Source organism: Microcoleus sp. Pol7_B2 (assembly GCF_036701035.1).
In the GTDB taxonomy this organism is placed as follows: domain Bacteria; phylum Cyanobacteriota; class Cyanobacteriia; order Cyanobacteriales; family Microcoleaceae; genus Microcoleus.
In genome coordinates this window covers 15952-34701 of sequence record NZ_JAUBQB010000058.1, presented here as the reverse complement: position 1 = coordinate 34701, position 18750 = coordinate 15952, and the positions used below count along the sequence as shown (strand labels likewise).

9 protein-coding genes are annotated in these 18750 nt (G+C 46.4%); 5 read left to right on the top strand and 4 right to left on the bottom strand.

Going from position 1 to position 18750, the window contains the following annotated elements:
• Nucleotides 1-171: 171 nt before the first annotated feature.
• The 4 genes from QUA57_RS20140 (at nucleotide 172) to QUA57_RS20125 (ending at nucleotide 7904) form a co-directional block, all read left to right on the top strand.
• A complete protein-coding gene (locus tag QUA57_RS20140; RefSeq protein WP_333063268.1) occupies nucleotides 172-1446 on the top strand; it encodes a bifunctional oligoribonuclease/PAP phosphatase NrnA in 1275 nt (424 codons plus the stop codon).
• Between the two features lie 874 nt (nucleotides 1447-2320).
• Nucleotides 2321-5962, top strand: a complete 3642-nt coding sequence (locus QUA57_RS20135) for a diguanylate cyclase domain-containing protein (protein ID WP_333063266.1) — start codon at nucleotides 2321-2323, stop codon at nucleotides 5960-5962.
• A 67-nt stretch (nucleotides 5963-6029) separates the two neighbouring features.
• Nucleotides 6030-6524, top strand: coding sequence for a phosphohistidine phosphatase SixA (sixA, locus tag QUA57_RS20130; RefSeq protein WP_333063265.1), 495 nt, complete (start codon nucleotides 6030-6032; stop codon nucleotides 6522-6524).
• Nucleotides 6525-6758: 234 nt separating this feature from the next.
• The gene (locus tag QUA57_RS20125; protein ID WP_333041677.1) at nucleotides 6759-7904 is read left to right on the top strand and encodes a citrate synthase; all 1146 of its coding nucleotides are present in this window, start codon (nucleotides 6759-6761) and stop codon (nucleotides 7902-7904) included.
• Nucleotides 7905-8258: 354 nt separating this feature from the next.
• Here the strand turns inward: QUA57_RS20125 and argZ are convergent, their stop codons facing one another.
• From argZ to QUA57_RS20110, 3 genes are all read right to left on the bottom strand, one after another.
• The gene (gene argZ / locus QUA57_RS20120) at nucleotides 8259-10373 is read right to left on the bottom strand and encodes a bifunctional arginine dihydrolase/ornithine cyclodeaminase (RefSeq protein WP_333063263.1); all 2115 of its coding nucleotides are present in this window, start codon (nucleotides 10371-10373) and stop codon (nucleotides 8259-8261) included.
• Between the two features lie 377 nt (nucleotides 10374-10750).
• Nucleotides 10751-13903 carry a PAS domain-containing protein gene (locus QUA57_RS20115; protein ID WP_333063262.1) on the bottom strand — a complete coding sequence of 1051 codons (3153 nt, stop codon included), beginning with the start codon at nucleotides 13901-13903 and terminating at the stop codon, nucleotides 10751-10753.
• Nucleotides 13904-14481: 578 nt separating this feature from the next.
• Nucleotides 14482-15420, bottom strand: coding sequence for a glycosyltransferase family A protein (locus tag QUA57_RS20110; protein ID WP_333063261.1), 939 nt, complete (start codon nucleotides 15418-15420; stop codon nucleotides 14482-14484).
• 309 nt (nucleotides 15421-15729) lie between these two features.
• Here QUA57_RS20110 and QUA57_RS20105 point away from each other — a divergent pair, with 309 nt between their 5' ends.
• Nucleotides 15730-16938 carry an argininosuccinate synthase gene (locus QUA57_RS20105; RefSeq protein ID WP_333063259.1) on the top strand — a complete coding sequence of 403 codons (1209 nt, stop codon included), beginning with the start codon at nucleotides 15730-15732 and terminating at the stop codon, nucleotides 16936-16938.
• Between the two features lie 275 nt (nucleotides 16939-17213).
• Here QUA57_RS20105 and QUA57_RS20100 read toward each other — a convergent pair whose 3' ends face one another.
• Nucleotides 17214-18662 (bottom strand): GTP-binding protein, encoded by a 1449-nt coding sequence (locus QUA57_RS20100; protein WP_333063258.1) that lies wholly within the window; start codon nucleotides 18660-18662, stop codon nucleotides 17214-17216.
• Between the last annotated feature and the right edge of the window lie 88 nt (nucleotides 18663-18750).

Genomic DNA, 18750 nt, shown 5'->3' with positions numbered 1-18750 from the left:
GGCAACACACACTCTCTGCATGATTTAAAAAAGTAAACAGAAAATTTACGCTCTTAAATCAGGTTTGTCGTAAAAAGTATGGGCTTTGACAAACAGGCATCTACAAAGAAGCCGGGTTTAAGATCGAATGTCGTGCAAATCCTGAAATAGTTAAATTGTTAATTTTCAACGATGAAAGACCATCTCCCTAACAATTCCGATGAAACATCCGGCAACCGCGAAGGTGAACTTGAGGCCAGCAGCGAGGCTGTACCCGGAGTGAGTGCGCCTGGGAAACGGCGCAGCAAAGCCGAAGTTGCTTCTGAAGAGAATCGCGGCCGTCTCCGCGAGGAATTGCACGATCGCAAAGTCGAGCAATTGCGCCAAATGTTCGATCGGCACAAAGGCACTCGCCAGTTAATCTTGCTGCAAGATTTTCCAGATCCCGACGCACTTTCCAGCGCTTGGACCTACAAATTAATCGCCGAACAATACGATATCCTCTGCGAGATTATCTACGCCGGCGCCCTCAGCCACCAAGAAAATATTGCCTTAGTTAAATTGACAGGGTTGCCGTTGCAGCGGTGGACGCTGGAAACAGTAAAAACTAAGGATTTGTCGGTGTTTCAGGGCTGCGCTTTCATCGACAACCAAGGGACGACTTGTAGCTTAACCGAGTTTATTTTAGCCGCTGGAGTTCCGATCGCCGCCGTCATCGACCATCACAATTTGCAGGGGGAAATGAACGCAGAATTTATCGATTTGCGCCCTCAAATCCGCGCTACAGCCACGATTTTTGCCGAGTATTTACAGGCTGGACTTCTAACTCTCGATGCCAGCGTCAGTCTGCATATCAAATGTGCTACAGCTTTGATGCACGGTTTACGATCGGATACGATCGCCCTCAGACAAGCTCAGGAGGAAGACTTTTTAGCTGCGGCTTATTTGAGTCGGTTTTACGACCCGCAGTTGCTGAATGCGGTGTTGCAGTCGTCTCGTTCTAAGTGGGTGATGGATGCGATCGAGCGATCGCTCAAACACCGCACGGTCCAGAACAATTTTTCGATTGCCGGCATCGGCTACCTCCGCTATGACGATCGCGATTCTATTCCCCAAGCGGCGGACTTTTTAGTAACAGAAGAGAACGTACACACAGCCGTTGTCTACGCAATTGTTCACGACAAAGACGAAGAAATTGAAGTAGTAATTGGCTCGCTGCGAACTAATAAACTTACTCTCGACCCCGACGAATTCATTAAAGAAGCCTTCGGTCAAGATGCTCAAGGACGCTTTTTTGGTGGCGGCAGAAGTCAAGCAGGAGGTTTTGAAATTCCGGTGGGATTTCTTTCTGGTGGGAATGAGAAGAGCGATTATGCAAGGCTAAAATGGGAAGTATTTGATGCTCAGATTAAGCAAAAATTGCTTAATTTAATTAGTCCTAAAGATAATCCTGTTTACGACCATTAACTCGGGAGTTTCTAGGTGCGGTGTTGATTCCAGCAACCGTCTGGGAAAGCGATCGCTTTTCGACCTCCGGTTGCTACCAGGTTTTGCCGTATTTTTTTATCATTCCGAGCAAAATCTTAACTTGGCAATCAGTCCTGCCCGCACTCCAACTCTCATCAACCGGGTTTTTTAACTCTTATTGAGGGTTTGAACTCACGCCCAGTCCACCTCTGTCATGAACAGGCTTTCCGGCCTGTTCCACAAAAATTAAATTTTCTTGTGGGGAGTAGGGGTTGGGCAGGAAAACCCGCGCATAAAAAGCTTATTGAAAATGGTGCAAGATGTCAGTTTGAACGAAGTAAAGGGGTTGAAAAACCCGGTTTATCCCTCCAGGACTAACAGTAATAAATTTTCTCCCCTGACCCAAAAATACACACCCAAGAAACCGGGTATTTTAACTATTGTCAAGGGATGCAACGAAGTATATTCGTAAAAAAGCCAGGTATGGGGAAAAATTTAGTTTGCTTTAGTTTACTAAACTTCACAACATAATTCTTAAATTATAACTCTTTTACAGGGTTAATTTTTTTATATTTCCTTATAAATTCGCTAAATCAATCATAATTTATTAGAGTGGGTGCAGGATATTTTAGATAAGAATCAGCAAAAAAACGATTGAGAACAAGCAAAATAGATACCGAAACACCTAAACTATTGATTAAATAACATAAAATCAGGAATTGCGTTTTTTCAAAAAAGTCTGGATTACAACCTATATATTGGGTTTTATTCCTAACCTAAGCCAGGGATTTATACGAGAAAAAACAAATTATTATATTTATTTGTTGCGAGGTAGAATACTAGAAAATAGCTTAACAGAAAAAGGAACACGGAGATGTCTACAAAACAGACTTTCTCTAGCTCGTTAGAGAAAATTCTAGAAAAAATTTCAGAAATTGCACTTCAAATCAACGAGGTCGGCGATCGGGAGACAATTTTGCAATGTGCGCTAGAAGAAACCAGGGTGCTGCTGCAAACAGATCGCGTAATTATTTATCGCTTCCTATCCCATAGAGATGGCGTAGTATTTGCGGAATCCGTTGATGCCCAGTGGTTGCGAATCCTAGGAAAACAGATTTATGCTCCTTGCTGTGAAGCTACCTGGGTAGAGCGTTACAGCCAGGGACAAACGAACAGCATTTCTGATACTCACAGCGGTTCTCTTCAAGCTTGTGATGTCGAATTGCTCGATCGCCTCCAAGTTCACGCAAATTTAGTTGCGCCAATCTTGCTAGATGGCAAACAGCAGCAATCTCGGAAGCTTTGGGGACTGTTGATTGCTCATCACTGCCGAAGTCCGCGTCAGTGGGAACCTCTCGACGTTCAGATCCTGCAACAGGTTGCAATGCACATCGGGTTGAGGATGCGGCACTTGGGATTTCACCGCCCAGTGTTCGGGCCAAATCAACCGCCGGAACTCGAAACAGAACCGAATCAAACTGATCCCCATACAGAAAGCGCGCCCAGAATCAATCATCAAAATTGTCTACAACCAGAGTTTGCCTGTTCCCTGAGCGGCGATATTGTCCACCTCAAAGCCTTTGACTTGTTGCAAAACCCGATCTGGATATTTGATATTGAGGATTGGCAAATCCGGTGGACAAATCAAGCTTCCTTGTACCTGTGGAATGCTTCGACGCGGCAGCAACTCGCGAGCCACAACTTTAGGGATATGTTGTCAGAGTGTACTCGGGTTCGCTTGCAGAGCTATCTGCAGCAGTTTGAGCAAGGCCAAACTTTGTCCGAGCAGTGGACGTTTTACCCGGGCGGTGAGCCTGTTTCTGTCGGCTGTCGGTGCTGTGGCATCAGGATTGATGGCGGGCGTTTGGCAATCCTGGTCGAGGGTAAGGTCGAAACCGCTCATCAAATCGAACCAGAAACCCTGCGATCGATCGAGGCAATCCGACACACCACGCTGATGGTTTCGCTGTACACCCTCGAAGGTGTGCCGCTGCTGCAAAACCCGGCGGCCTTGCGCTGTTACGGGGAGGCGCTGCACCCTGGCTCTGCGACAGATAATGCTTTTGTGAGTCGCTTTGTTGACTCTCAGCTAGGAGAGCGAGCAATGGCAGTTCTTAAGTCCGGTGAGGTATTTAGCACGGAGGCTCAAGTGATTACTCTGGCGGGAATTCGCTGGCATAGGATGGACGTGCGGTGTACCGACGACCCGGTAACCGGCAACCCGATGTTGCTCGTGAATGAAAAGGACATTACCGACCGCCAGCAGACAGCAACAGCCCTGCAAAAGAGTGAAACCCGGTTGTCAGAAGCCCAGCGGGTTGCCCAGATCGGTAACTGGGAATGGGACGTACTTACGGGTAAAATTACCTGGTCTCCCGAACTCTTTGAGATTGTGGGACGATCCAGCGCCCTAGGCGAACCTACCTATGAAGAAAACCTGCAGCTTTACCATCCCGAAAGTGCCAAACAGCTACACCTGGTAGTTCAACGAGCGCTCACTCACGGGCAGCCTTATCTATTGCGCCTCAGAATCGTGGGCCCGAATGGTTCTATCCGCCATACCGAAGCCAGAGGACAGGTTCAACTCAATGCAGAGGGAAAAGTCATTCGGTTGTTTGGTACATCCCAAGACATTACGGATCTTGTCCAGACAGAAACAGAACTCAGAGAATTAAGTACAGCTCTTGCTAATGCCGTTGAGGGCATCTCGCGGCTGGATATTTTCGGACGGTACATCAACGTTAATCAAGCCTACGCGAATATAGCAGGTTATCAGCCTGAAGAAATGGTTGGTATGAATTGGCAGAAAACAGTTCATCCCGAAGACTGCGACAGGATGATGGCGACTTATCAAAAAATGCTAGCCGAGGGCCGAGTGGAGGTTGAGGCCCGGGGTATGCGGAAAGATGGCTCGATCTTTTACAAGCAGGTGGTGATGTTGGCGGCCTACGACTCGCAGGAGCGATTGATAGGGCATCACTGCTTTATGAAGGATATCACCGATCGCAAGCAAGCAGAAGCAGCATTAGAACAAGAGTTCCAGCGTCTGGGTATAGTGATTGCTACCCAACAGGAAATCGCCATCCGCAATCCCAATCTCGATGCAGTCATGGCTGTGATTGCAGAGAGGACTCAAGATTTGACCAGCGCCGATGGAGCAGTGATTGAAATGGTTGAAGGGGATGAATTGGTGTATCGGGCAGCCAGTGGTATTGTCTCCCCCTATGTTGGATTACGGCTCAAAGTAGGGACAAGTTTATCGGGAAAATGTATTGAGACCGGCCAAATCATGCTTTGCGAGGATTCAGAAACCGATGCACGGGTAAATCTGGCTGCCTGTCAGAGCATTGGTCTCCGGTCAATGGTGGTTGTTCCCTTGTTCTATCAGGACGATCGGGTTGGGGTCTTAAAAGTGCTTTCAGCTACACCCTCTGCCTTTACAGAGTCAGATATCCAGACTTTACAACTGATGGCCGGGTTTCTGGCAAGCAGCCTGCATCTGGCTTCAGAGTTTGATGCCAAAAACATTCTCCTGAGTCAATTACAGGAAAGCGAGGAACGGTATCGTTCTGTGATTACTAGCATGACAGAAGGTGTCGTACTCCAGCTAGCAAACGGACAAATTACTGCGTGTAATGCTAGTGCCGAAAGAATTCTCGGACTGACCCCCGAGCAAATGATGGGGCGCACATCCGTAGATTTAGACTGGCGAATCGTTCGGGAGGATGGCCAACCGTTCCCGGGCCAACAGCATCCGGCAATCCTCACCCTACGCACGGGACAGGGGCGATCGAATGTGGTGATGGGCATTCACAAATCAGATAAAACGCTGACTTGGATTTCGATTAATTCTCAACCGCTGTTCCATCTCAATCAGTCTCAACCCTATGCAGTAGTGACGACTTTTGCTGATATTACAGAACGGAAACGGGCAGAGGAGATGCTCAGACACCGGGCGGAACAAGAAAGATTAATTGCTACGACAGATGGGTTAACACAAGTAGCAAACCGCCGCTGTTTTGATGAGCGATTGCAGTCGGAATGGTACCGACTGATGCAGGGGAAACAACAGCTTTCGTTGATTATGTTGGATGTAGATTATTTCAAGCGATATAACGATTGCTACGGACATCAAGCTGGGGATACTTGTTTGGTGCAAGTAGCCAAAGCCGCAGCAGCCGCGGTTAAACGTTCTACCGATTTGTTTGTGCGCTATGGGGGCGAAGAATTTGCTGCTATCCTGCCGAGTACGGATGCTGCAGGGGCGATCGCGGTTGCTGAGTCGATGCGTCAGGCAATCCGACATTTGGCAATTCCTCACGAGCAATCTGATGTGAGCGCGATCGTGACTGTGAGCATGGGAATTGCAACTATTATTCCCACTGCGGAAATATCACCGGATGAACTCGTTGCCGTCGCCGATCGAGCATTATATGATGCGAAACGACAAGGGCGCGATCGCTACAAAAGCGCAAACCCGATGATGCCGGCAGATTTCAATGCAGTTGTAGAATAGGCAAAAGGTAGGTATATCCTAGAGATATCTTAGAAAAACGGGACCCAATGCCTGGAAGTATTGATATATGGTTATTTACCTGATCCGGCACGGTATCGCAGCCGCACCCGAAGAATATGATACAGACTCAGAACGCCCGCTGACTAAAGAGGGCGATCGTAAAACCAGGAAAATTGCCCAACGGCTGTACGAACTCGAAATTCAGTTTGACCTGATTCTCACCAGTCCCCTACTGCGGGCGCAGCAAACCGCCAAAATCCTGCAAACAGTCGGTTTGAGTTCCCAAATAGAAGAATCCGCCACCCTCGCACCTTCAGGAGACATCGGAAACTGGCTGGAGTGGTACAAACAGTGGCAGGAAATAGGTAGCCGCAGCTTGGCCCTGGTGGGCCACCAACCAGACTTAGGCCACTGGGCAGAAACTTTGCTTTGGGCTCGATCGCAAGATGCCCTGATTCTCAAAAAAGCAGGTATCATCGGCTTAATCCTCCCGGAAACCGGCTCCCCAGTCGGCCGCAGCCAAATGTTTTGGCTAACTCCGCCCAAGTTTTTGCTGCACTAGAAACAGCGAACTGCCCCGACATTAACAGGACGCGCCAGCCCTCTTAAAACCGCATTCTGCGACGGTGAAACCGGGTTTGAGGGGCGACAAGATGCAGCGGTGCGATCGGGCTGTCTGTTGAAAAACTCGGTTTCCCAAGCGCAATTAAATGATTATTTGTCAAGACTGCGACACTATCTTGGTTTCTGGTAATGTACTTTTATGTAGATTGAACTCACACAAAACGGTATCGCAATGGTCGTCGGCGAATTCAAACCAGGTTTAGAAGGTGTTCCCGCCACCTTGTCCAGCATTAGCTACGTCGATGGACAAAAAGGGTTGCTGGAATATCGCGGGATTAGCATCGAGGAACTGGCATTGAAAAGTTCCTTTCTCGAAACTTCATATTTATTAATCTGGGGGGTACTTCCGACAAAGGAAGAACTCGAAGCTTTCGAGCATGAAATTCGCTATCACCGCCGGATCAAATATCGCATCCGGGACATGATGAAATGCTTTCCAGAAAGAGGACATCCCATGGACGCCCTGCAAGCTTCAGCGGCCGCCTTGGGCTTGTTCTACTCCCGCAGAGCTCTGGCTAACCCAGCATACATTCGAGAAGCTGTAGTGCGGCTCCTAGCTAAGATTCCCACAATGGTAGCAGCGTTCCAGCAAATGCGGCGGGGAAATGACCCGGTGCGACCGAGGGATGACTTGGACTACTCGGCTAACTTTCTTTATATGCTCAACGAGCAAGAACCCGATCCGCTGTTAGCTAGCATTTTTGACACTTGTCTGACTCTCCACGCTGAACATACAATTAATGCCTCTACATTTTCGGCAATGGTAACAGCTTCGACGCTGACAGACCCTTACGGAGTGATTGCTTCAGCAGTTGGCACTTTGGCGGGGCCACTGCACGGGGGAGCTAATGAAGAAGTGATTGATATGTTGGAGCAAATTGGTTCGATAGAAAATGTGCGGGCTTTTGTCGAGAAGAGCGTTGAAAATAAGGACAAAATCATGGGCTTCGGTCACCGAGTTTACAAGGTGAAAGATCCGAGAGCAACTATTCTTCAGAGGTTAGCGGAACAGTTGTTTGAGAACTTCGGCCACGACGATTATTACGACATTGCTATCAAGTTGGAAGAAGTGGTTGAGGAGAAATTGGGTCACAAAGGAATTTATGCAAATGTAGATTTCTATTCTGGTCTGGTTTACCGAAAAATGGGAATTCCGCTCGACTTGTTTACGCCTGTTTTTGCGATCGCCCGCGTTGCTGGCTGGCTGGCCCACTGGAAGGAACAACTAGAGGCAAACCGCATTTACCGCCCGACTCAAATATATACGGGGACTCACGGTGCTCCTTATATTGCGATCGAGGACAGACGCCCATCCTAAAGAAAAATTATCAACCCCGATCTGAGAAATGGCCAGAAGAATTGTTTTGCATTCGTGAAGTGTTGAATTAAAAATTGCTTTCGCCTTCGGAGTCACGAAGCAATCTCTGTCTGCCAGAAGCTGCCGTGCTGGGTTACACCCCTCTTGTATGTTGTGGTGTTGGTTGGCGACAATAGTAAGAAGTGACGATTTTCAGGAACTCCGGTCCTCAGGCTTGCGGGTCTGAGGTTTTTTATTGGAATATCAAAGTTGCAGCCGATTAAGGGGCGAATTCACCAAATAGGTAAAAGTGGAGGCAGAGCCTCCGCATCTGCGTTACCAGGAAAAGCCTGGTAACGAGTAGACTAGCTAAATCTAAACAGATTGAGTTACATGATGGCGGCTGGTCAATTTATCCAATTGATTAACTAACAAACTTAGGAACAATCCCACATCGGTAACAACTCCAATAGACTCGATCGAACCCCGATCGCTCAATTTCGTCACCACCGCCGGATTAATGTCTACACACACCATCTTCACACCAGCCGGCGTCATATTTCCGACACCAATTGAGTGGAGCATAGAGGACAGCATTAACACCATATCCGCACCGCGTAACAGCTCAGTATATTCTTCTTGAGCCTTAACTAAATCCATTTGCGTGTCAGGAAGTGGCCCGTCATCGCGGATCGAACCAGCAAGAGAAAACGGTATATTATGCTTGACGCACTCGTACATCACACCGTTAGTAACCAGGCCTGCTTCAACAGCTTTTGCAATACTCCCGTAACGCCGCACAGCGTTAATTATTTTCAAGTGATGTCGGTGTCCGCCACGCACAGCTATGCCACGTTTCATGTCAACCCCTAAAGAGGTTCCCATATTCGATTGTTCCATGTCGTGAACTGCGATCGCATTTCCGCCCAACAACGCTTGTACGTAACCTTCGCGAATCAAATGCGCTAAATGTTCGCCACCGCCGGTGTGGATGACAACAGGCCCAGCGGTAACTACAACTTTGCCACCGCGATCGCGAATTTGGCGCAATTCCCAGGCTACTTGTTCCACCACCAATTCTACGCGGCGCTCGCTAGAAACGCTGCCGGACATAAAGCTGAATTCTTGAGAATTGCGCTGTTCCCGCGATTCTGTTTTGCGGATGGTGCGGATGCCGACCACATCAACAACCACTTTTTCTCCTACTTTTAAATCGCGCAATAATTTGCATTTAGCCACTGGGCCGTCAGCAGTCTCAGTAATAGCAACAGCACCGTCCATCCGCTGATTTTGCGCTTTCACCCACTGACCATTTACCCGCACTTCTGTGGGATAAATTGTACTTACATAAAAGTCGTCGGGACCGACACCATCTTGCACTACAGGTTCTAAAATAGCGTCGCAAATCTCTTGTGGTGGCGGCACTGCACCCAAGTCAATCAGCATTCCCATGATTTCTTCCATCACATCGTGGGAAGGAGCCGAAACTTTAACGTCTGCAGATGATGTGCTTTGCCGCTGCTCTCCTAAATTGAAATTGAGCACTTGGAAACTGCCGCCGTTTTCGATAATTAAGTCTAAAGCACGACTGATTAAACCGGCATCGAGCAGGTGGCCTTCCATGCGAATTGTGCGGCTTTCTACCATCACATTTGCCGATCGATCTTCTTGCACCGGTTCCGTTACCCGTAGCGTCAAACACTTACAGGCGCCGCCCGCTTTCAGAAATTCGCTCATCGGCGTTTCAATTACTTGAAAACCGGCCTTAGTAATGCGTGATTTTAAGGCTTCGCTAACCTTGTTCATTACCACAACTTTGTCAATATTGACGGCATTACAGGCAAAATTTGCGGCATCGGCTTCTTCAATAGCAATGCGTTTTTCCGGCGCAACTCGCATTTCGATTAAGCGGTTGGAGTAGGAGTCAAATGCTGCTGGATAGTAGAGCAAATAGCCACCTGTCAGAGGACAAAAACAGGTATCTAGGTGATAGAAACGTTCGTCAACTAAACGCAGCGAAAGCACTTCAATGTTGAGCCATTTTGCTAGTAACGGGTGCGAGTCGAGTTCGGAACGGAAGCCGTATCCGGCCCACAACCAGCGTCCTTCGCGATCGAGCAAAGCATCGCCAGCGCCCTCAAACGGCAAGTCTTTCGGGAGTTCGTGCACGGTGAAACCTTTGCTTTCAAACCATGCTTTGAAATAGGGTTCTTCGCCTTGTCGTTCTTTGTGATAGAAACGGCTGAGGACGAAGGTATTGCCTAAAAGTAAGCCTGCGTTGGCGGTGAAAACCATATCCGGCCAGCCTTTTTCGGGCGGTACGAGGTCTACAACGGCGTTGTCTTTGAGGACGTGGTAAAGTTTTTCCCACTGTTCGACGGCGCGATGGCGCGATGATTTGTGCACATTTCCTTCCATCCACGGATTAATCACGTAATCCACATCGTAGTGGTCGGGAGCACACATGAGGAAGCGAATTGAGTCAGTCATAATTCAGTTAAAATTTGGTAGACGCTACAGCAGACGTATGTTGACAGAGTTTGTATAATAGCAACTGTAATATTCACTACTAATTTTAGCAGCCCAACCTCTGGAGCCTCAAAAGGCTAACTCTTAATTATATCATGTTTAAGATGAGATTACACTAAATGGCAGACCGTTGGCAAGAAATACTGGAGAAAATCTCAGGTTATGACGCACTCTAAAATAGGCTCTGAGAGACGATTAATATGAGCTCCGTTGAATTGCCCCAACTCTTACGGTCGGAGCGGGTTTAGGCTCATCTTTGGCTTATATTATAGATGGTTGGTGAACCGCCCCCTACAATAATTATGGTTAATTTACCGCACATGATTTAACAGCTTATCCTAACTTTCAAATTTTAACTTTTGCGAAATCGGCAGTTCGATCGCAAATTCTGTTCCTCGGCCAACTTCTGAATGACACTCCAACTTACCGCCGTGGGTGTCTTTAACAATTTGGTAACTAATCGATAACCCCAAACCAGTGCCGCTGCCGATCGGTTTTGTAGTAAAAAACGGGTCAAACATCCTTGACTGAACTTCGGGACGGATACCCGGCCCGCTGTCAGAAATCCGCACACACACTTGATTTTCGCTGCTGACTTCAGTAACAATGCGAATCTGATTAACTTTGCAAGTACAGTTTGCTGATGACTCTTCCACAGCGTCGATCGCATTCACCAGCAAATTCATAAATACCTGGTTTAATTGAGCCGGATAACACTCGACTTTTGGCAGTTTGGCATAATTTTTAATGACTTGAATTTCCCCACGTTTTACCTGTGACTGCAATCGGTGCTGCAAAATCACCAAAGTGCTCTCTATCCCTTCATGAATGTCTATTACTTTGCGAGCTGTTTCGTCGAGTCTCGAAAAATTTCGCAACGACAGCACTATCTGCTTAATTCGGTTAGCACCTTCTTGCATTGAAGCCAGGATTTTGGGGAAATCATCAGCGATAAAATCTACTTCGATTTCTGCCAATTCTTCGTCTATTTCGGCAACTGGCTGGGGATAGTGTTGCTGGTATAAATAGATCACTTTTAGCAAATCGCGAGCGTACTGTGCGGCGGGAATAATATTGCCATAGATGAAGTTGACGGGGTTATTAATTTCGTGAGCCACTCCCGCTACCATTTGCCCGATACTTGACATTTTTTCGGCTTGAATGAGCTGGGATTGAGCATTTTTTAGTTCTTCCAGGGTTTGTTCTAACTGTTGCGCTTTTTCTCGTTCTCGCTGTTCGCTAAATTGCAAATCTGCTTCGGCTTGTTTGCGATCGCTAATATCAATATGCGTGCCCGTCATCCGTAAAGGATTTCCCGAAGCATCGTGTTCCATCACCTTTGCTTGAGCTAAAATCCACTTCCACTCGCCGGATTTGGTCAGCATCCTAAATTCCACTTCGTAAGTAGGATTTTTGCCTTCCAGGTGAGCATTTAGCGCTGCTTTAGCCGGAGACAAATCCTGTGGATGTACCAGTTGCTCCCAGGATGCAAAAGTATTTGCTATTTCCTCTACTTCATACCCCAGCATCATTTTCCACCGCGGATTAAAATAGACTTCTCCCGTGGCAAGATTCCAATCCCACAAGCCCATGGCACTGCCTTCAAATGCCAGATAAAAACGTTCTTCGCTAATTTGCAAAGCTGCTTCTGCTTGTTTTCTATCGCTAATATCCATCACTGTTCCCAACAGTTTTATTACTTCCCCGGTTTCGCTAAAAACAGCTTCTCCCCTTCCTTCAACGTATATAATTTGAGCGCTAGGATGCAAAAACCGGAACTCTCTTTTGTAAGAAATTCCTTGTGAGATAGTCAGGCTGACTGTTTGTTGAAATAATTCTCTGTCGTCGGGATGACACATCTTTAAAAGTTGGGCAGATCTCGGTTCAGTTGCGCTTGAGTCAAGACCAAAAATGCGGAATACTTCTTCTGACCAAGTAATTTTATTGGTGACTAAATCAAATTCCCAACTGCCGATATGAGCAATTTTCTGGGCGGCTGCGAGACTAGCTTCGCTTTGTTGAAGTTTAAGTCGTTGTTGTTTATCTTGTTCGAGAAGATTGGCTTGAGCTCTAGCAATTCCCATTTGTGCCGCTACAGCTTTTAATAATCTCCTCTCATCTTGCGTCCAGTGGCGGGGGCTATCGTACTGGTGCAAACATATCATTCCGTTAGCTTTTCCCTGGTAGGAAGTGCGGATGGATATCATCGACTTCAAACCTATTTGAGAACACAAATCTCTGACATTTTCTAGCAGCGGTTCGGCAAAAACATCCTCAGAAACTACAGCTTGATCTTGGGATAATACAAATTGAACGTGAGGATTCCCATGTACAGGAATTTGTAGATCTAAAAGCGATTGGGATGCGGTTTTTTTGTACTCAGCCACATTAGATAGGCGGGGAATTGCGTGTTCTGTGTAGGTGTGAATCAAGCAGCAATCGGCATTAAAAATTCGACCTATTTGGGCTGCCGCTGTTTGAAAAACTTGATCCGGCTTTAAGCTGTAGCGAATTTCGAGAGTAATTGTTTCTAGCAGAAATCTTTGCTTGATTTGCCGTTCCAAAGCAGCTAAAGCTGTTTTAAGTTCGAGTTCTGCTTGTTTGCGAGCGCTAATTTCAGCAGCAGTTCCCAGAATTTTCCAAGGTTTGCCATCCGCGGTTCGGGAAAACACGCTCTCCCGGCTCAAAAACCAGCGATATTCACCATTTTTGTGCTGTATCCGGTATTCAAAATCAAAGCTTTCGCCATCTTTTGCTGTCTCAATTTTTTTTCTTTGTTCTAAGAATGCAGGGATATCGTCAGGGTGTATTAACTTAGGAATAAATGTGGCTGCCATCTCCTGTATTTCTTCAAATGTGTAGCCAATATCGCTATAAATTTCGCGGTTTATATAGAGACTTTTATCTTCTATCAAATCGTAAAGGTACAATAAATTAGGATTCGTTTTAATTACTGCCGACAGCCAGTGCTGGCTTTCTCGTAGTTGTGCTTCGATCCGCTTGCGTTCTTCTATTTCAGCTTCTAGCAGCACATTTTTTGCTAAAAGTTCTTTAGAAAGCCGACTGAGCAGCAGTTGATTTTCTACGCGAGCCACAACTTCTTCTATTTGAAACGGTTTACTAATGTAGTCTGCCCCCCCTAGCGAAAAAGCTTTGACTTTATCAAAAACTTCATTTAAAGAGCTAATAAAAATCACAGGAATATCTTTGGTTTGCGGACAAGCTTTTAGCTGTTCGCAGACTTGATAGCCATCCATACCGGGCATCATAATGTCCAGCAAAATCAAATCCGGTGGACTCGACCGAGCAAAGTTAAGAGCCAATTTGCCATCTCGTGTCGGCCGCACTTTATATCCTCGCTTAGACAAAAGCTGGGATAAAAGTCGCAAGCTTGCTGGATGGTCGTCCACCATTAAAATATTTTCTTGTAAGACAGTGTTTTGAAGTCTAAGTGTTTCTAGTCTTGGATTTTTATTGTCAGTTGTATTCACAGCAGACCCTCAAACTATTCAAGTTGTATATGTGAAAATATTTTTAAAGTCATTAACCGCTTGTAGCTAACACTCTCAGGTAAACCAGCACAACTATTGGCTCTATAGCACACTCCTAAATTATCTGTTATTGTATCAAAAGTAATGCTCGTTTGAAAATGTTGGTGGCTCAAATTATCGGAGCCGAGTGAGAAAACAGCCTAGATGCCTCAAATCACAGGCTAAGCTAAGCAAGGAGTTTTGATTAAAGCTCAAACTTTTACAAGGTCTATAACCCGGTTTGGACTCCCTTGATCGGGTGGCTTTGTGTGGTGTTTTTTCAGTAGATATCCTCACGGGAAAGGTTAATTAAAACAGGCAGAACATGGGTGTCAATTTAAGACTAAAGTTCTTGTTTTTTGGGCGGGTTTGTATCCAAGTCTTGAATTCCCTAAATCCCCCTTCTTAAGCAGCGCAAGGGCAGTGTAGGCATAATTGTTAAACAGTATACCGTGACTAATTATGAGCTTAAGTTGACACCCATGGCTACTGAAAAACTCCAACAATATCTTATATTTTATGGGCGCTTTCGGGCTGATTTATGGTATCTTTGTCTCCGTCGGCAATTCCCCACCAGCGGCGTACACGGCTTTCACGTTATACCAATTCAAAAAAATCCGAGCAATTTCTAAAGCTAGCTGGGGCTTGCCTTGGTCAATCAACCACTGCAAAAAAGGAGTCATCGTTCGCTCGTTAAGCATCCCACCTAATGATAAAACTCCCCACAATACTTGGTGCAAAACAGTCATTTGAATCATCATCCGTACTTCCCAACTTGGGTGTTTTTGATAAAATAAAACTCCCATTCTCCCGCGCTGAATTTCTCGGTCAATCATGCCCGGAATTTGCTCTAAACTAAAAGGGGGATGCCAGTGATAACCGACAGCAGCCGGACATTTAATCAGTTTCAAACCTAATTTTTTCAACCTAACTCCCAACTCTAAATCTTCCCATCCGTACAGTTGAAACCGAGTGTCAAAAAGTCCAGCATCTAGCAGCCAGTCGCGGGCGATCGCCACATTTCCCGTAGCAAAATAAGCCGCCGAAAAATCGGTTATTTTGTAAGGTTCTGAGGTAGGATTGTCGAAATTGCAAGTATTAATCACGCTGCCGTAAGTAAAAACAGCATTAGTATCTTTGTAACCCTGTAGTAAAGCATCGGCGTGTGCTTGCAAAAAATGCTCTGTTACCACCAAATCGCTGTCAATAAAAATAATTGTATCGCCCTTAGCATCTTCAACGCCCAAATTCCGAGCCGCCGCCGGGCCTTGGTGAGATTGACAGATCGATCGCACATGAGGCAACAAGTCAGCATTTGCCACCAACCACTCCAGCGTCCCGTCCGTCGAGCCGTCGTCAACGACTATTACTTCATACTCTCTGACAATCTCACCAAACTGCTGATTTTCCAAAGCCAGTAGACATTTTGCCAAAATCGGTTTACGATTATACGTCGGAATTACAACACTAAAAAACACCGCTTTTCCCCATCGCCACAGTTACCGTATCCCACGGTAGCAGATTTTCCCCAGCAACTCCCGCGGTAAATAGCCAAGTTTATCAAAAAAAGAATATATAGATCTGTACTATTTCTGACAAGAATCGATCTCAATTAGGTGCATAATGAAAAGTCGGTTAAATCGGATATCTTGCACCATTCTCAAGAACAGGCTTTCCGGCCTGTTCCACAAAAATGATATTTTTTTGTGGGGTGGCCATCTTGCCCGCCCTGAAAAGCTTAGTGAAAATAGTGCAAGATGTCAGTTAAATTCAGGATGTAAAGAGCAATGAGTCGCGCTAAAAAAGTTGTGCTAGCATATTCCGGCGGAGTCGATACCTCCGTCTGCATTCCTTACCTCAAAAACGAGTGGGGTGTGGAAGAGGTAATTACTCTGGCTGCGGATTTGGGACAGGGAGACGAATTAGAACCGATCCGCAAAAAAGCTTTAGCATCCGGTGCTTCGGAATCTTTAGTTATTGATGCTACCGAAGAATTTGTCAAAGACTATGCGTTTCCAGCGATTCAAGCTAACGCACTTTACGAAAACCGTTATCCCCTTTCGACTGCCCTGGCTCGCCCGCTGATTGCTAAATTGTTAGTAGAAGCTGCGGAAAAATACGGTGCAGATGCGATCGCCCACGGTTGTACAGGTAAGGGAAACGATCAGGTACGGTTCGATGTGTCGATCGGCGCACTCAACCCCAAGATTAAAATCTTAGCACCAGCGCGGGAGTGGAAAATGAGCCGCGAGGAAACCATCGCATACGGCGAAAAATGCGGCATTCCGTCCCCGGTGAAAAAGTCTTCCCCTTACAGTATCGATCGCAACTTATTAGGAATGGCAATTGAAGCCGGAATCCTCGAAGATCCTTGGGCGGAACCGCCGGAAGAGGTGTATTTGATGACAAAGGCTATCGAGCAAACTCCCGACACACCCGAATACATAGAAATCGGTTTCGATTCCGGAAATCCTGTCAGTTTAAACGGCAAAGAGTTATCACCAGTCGCCTTAATTTCTCAGCTAAACGAAATAGTTGGAAACCACGGAGTCGGCAGGATTGACATGATTGAAAACCGCCTCGTCGGGATTAAATCGCGCGAAATTTACGAAACACCAGCGATTTTAGTTTTGATGCACGCGCACCGAGACTTAGAAAGTTTGACGCTGACAGCAGATGTGACGCGGTACAAGCGAGGCATCGAAGAAACCTACAGCCAAATGATTTATAACGGTCTTTGGTACAATCCTTTGAAAACAGCTTTAGACGCATTTATTCAGGACACGCAAAAGCGAGTAACTGGAACCGTGCGGCTCAAACTGTTCAAAGGAAATGCGACTGTTGTCGGTCGCAAATCTGACAATTCTCTGTACAGTTTCGACTTAGCAACCTACGGCGCAGAGGACGAATTCGATCACAAAGCTGCCGAAGGATTTGTCTATGTTTGGGGACTACCAACCCGCATTTGGTCGGAGAAAAATAGAGGTTACAAATAGGATGGAATTAGGGTTAAAAACCTGATGTTAAGCCGCCGGTTCGTGGAATTAGAGTAGGGTGTGCACGGCGCACCTTATTTGCCGCAATCGCCCAACCTGTGCCAATTGCCTAAGTCCTGAGTTAGTAATAATTGGTAATTGGTAATTGGTTGTTATCCTAATAATTTGTTAAATTGTCTTCCGACAAATTTAGCTTTGAAGCAGGGGTTTAAACCCCTGCCGGATTGTGGCAGGGCGACGCCAAGATTGCTGGCTCAACGTAAAACAGCCGAGCGCTAAGATTTCTGTTTTTCCACACTTCCCAAATCCAACTTAGCCCGCAACTCCTCCTTAATCCGATTTAAAATAGAATCCTCATCCAAAGAAGACAAAATCTTGCTCACCACAGCCTTTGGCCCATCATCTCCCCAAGAAGCACCATTAGCCAAATAAGCCTTAGTAACTTGACCGATACCATAGGAAGAAACCCCCGCGATCGCAGCTTGCGTCACCGCCACAGACAAATAAGGCCCTAAAGCCAAACCCCCCGTCGCTGGCGTCGCCAAACCCAACAATCCTTTCAACGAGCTCAAACCAAAATTAGCCAACAATTCGCCGGCCGTAATCCCGCCCATACTAATCGCAATCTTTTGCAGCAATTCCACCGCGCCCGCTTCCGTCATCGCAATGCCGTAAACTTTAGATAAAGTTAAGATCATCACCACATCAATTACCGCACCGCTAAGAATATCAACTACAGTAATTGGATTAAGTGCGATCGCCACAGCTTTAGTCATTACCCCGTTCCAGATAATTCGATTAGCCGCGTCATCTCGAATTTCCATTTTTCGCTGCACCAACTGCTCGTTAATATCCCCTGCACAGAGCATCGTATTCAGGGCAACCAAAGATTTGCCTTCCCGGTCTAAAATCTCCAAAATCTTTAATTTTAAATCTTGTACTTGTGGCAAACTGCGAGTCATTTGCACGCCCATACTTCCGTCGGGACGGCGCACCGCCCTCGCCGTCAAAGGCGAAGCCGCCGCCATCACAATTTCATCGGGAGACAACAATTCTCTCACGCGATCGTCTCGAATTTTATGATAAATTGCCAGCCTGTCTGCATCAGGATACTGGTCAATTTTATTAAAAACTAATAACATCGGTTTTCCGGCTTCCCGCAACTGCGAAAGTGCGGCGTATTCTACCTTCGTAATGTCGCCAGCCACCACAAACAAAATCAAATCAGCTTGTTGAGCAACGCGGCGGGCTAAAAGTTCGCGAGTTTCGCCGTCAACTTCATCTATTCCCGGAGTGTCGATTAATTCAACTTGCGACAAACGGTAAATAACTGGCGAAAGTCGATCGGGTAAATTCTCATCAATACCCTCTCCGACATCCCACTGGCCAATAGTCGTAGTGCGAGTCACCCCGTGAGTCGGGCCAGTTTCAAACACATTTTGACCCAAAAGCGCGTTCAAAACCGAAGATTTTCCCCTTCCCACCATCCCAAACACAGCTATTTGCACGCAAGCGCGCTCTAGCTTGTCGAGCATTTTCTCCAACCCGCCAATTTCTGGTTCTAGTCCAGTTCGCTCTTGGAGTGTCAAGTCGAGATTTTCTACTATATCTCGCAGAGCATCTTTAGCGTGGCGCAGGTTGAGTTCTGCCTGAATGTCTGCGAAGCTTAAAATTGTGTCATCTAATTCTCGATCGACATTGGAAAAATCGGAGGCTTCCGTCATTGTCACCTGGCTTGTTAAGCTTGTTTTACCTAAATTTGCAATTGATACGATACCATTCTAGCTGTTTCTGCCTGCTGCGTACAGCCCG

Coding starts and splice junctions, on each gene's coding strand:
- QUA57_RS20140 (WP_333063268.1), top strand. CDS start 172: ATGAAAGACCATCTCCCTAACAATTCCGATGAAACATCCGGCAACCGC.
- QUA57_RS20135 (WP_333063266.1), top strand. CDS start 2,321: ATGTCTACAAAACAGACTTTCTCTAGCTCGTTAGAGAAAATTCTAGAA.
- sixA (WP_333063265.1), top strand. CDS start 6,030: ATGGTTATTTACCTGATCCGGCACGGTATCGCAGCCGCACCCGAAGAA.
- QUA57_RS20125 (WP_333041677.1), top strand. CDS start 6,759: ATGGTCGTCGGCGAATTCAAACCAGGTTTAGAAGGTGTTCCCGCCACC.
- argZ (WP_333063263.1), bottom strand. CDS start 10,373: ATGACTGACTCAATTCGCTTCCTCATGTGTGCTCCCGACCACTACGAT.
- QUA57_RS20105 (WP_333063259.1), top strand. CDS start 15,730: ATGAGTCGCGCTAAAAAAGTTGTGCTAGCATATTCCGGCGGAGTCGAT.
- QUA57_RS20100 (WP_333063258.1), bottom strand. CDS start 18,662: ATGACGGAAGCCTCCGATTTTTCCAATGTCGATCGAGAATTAGATGAC.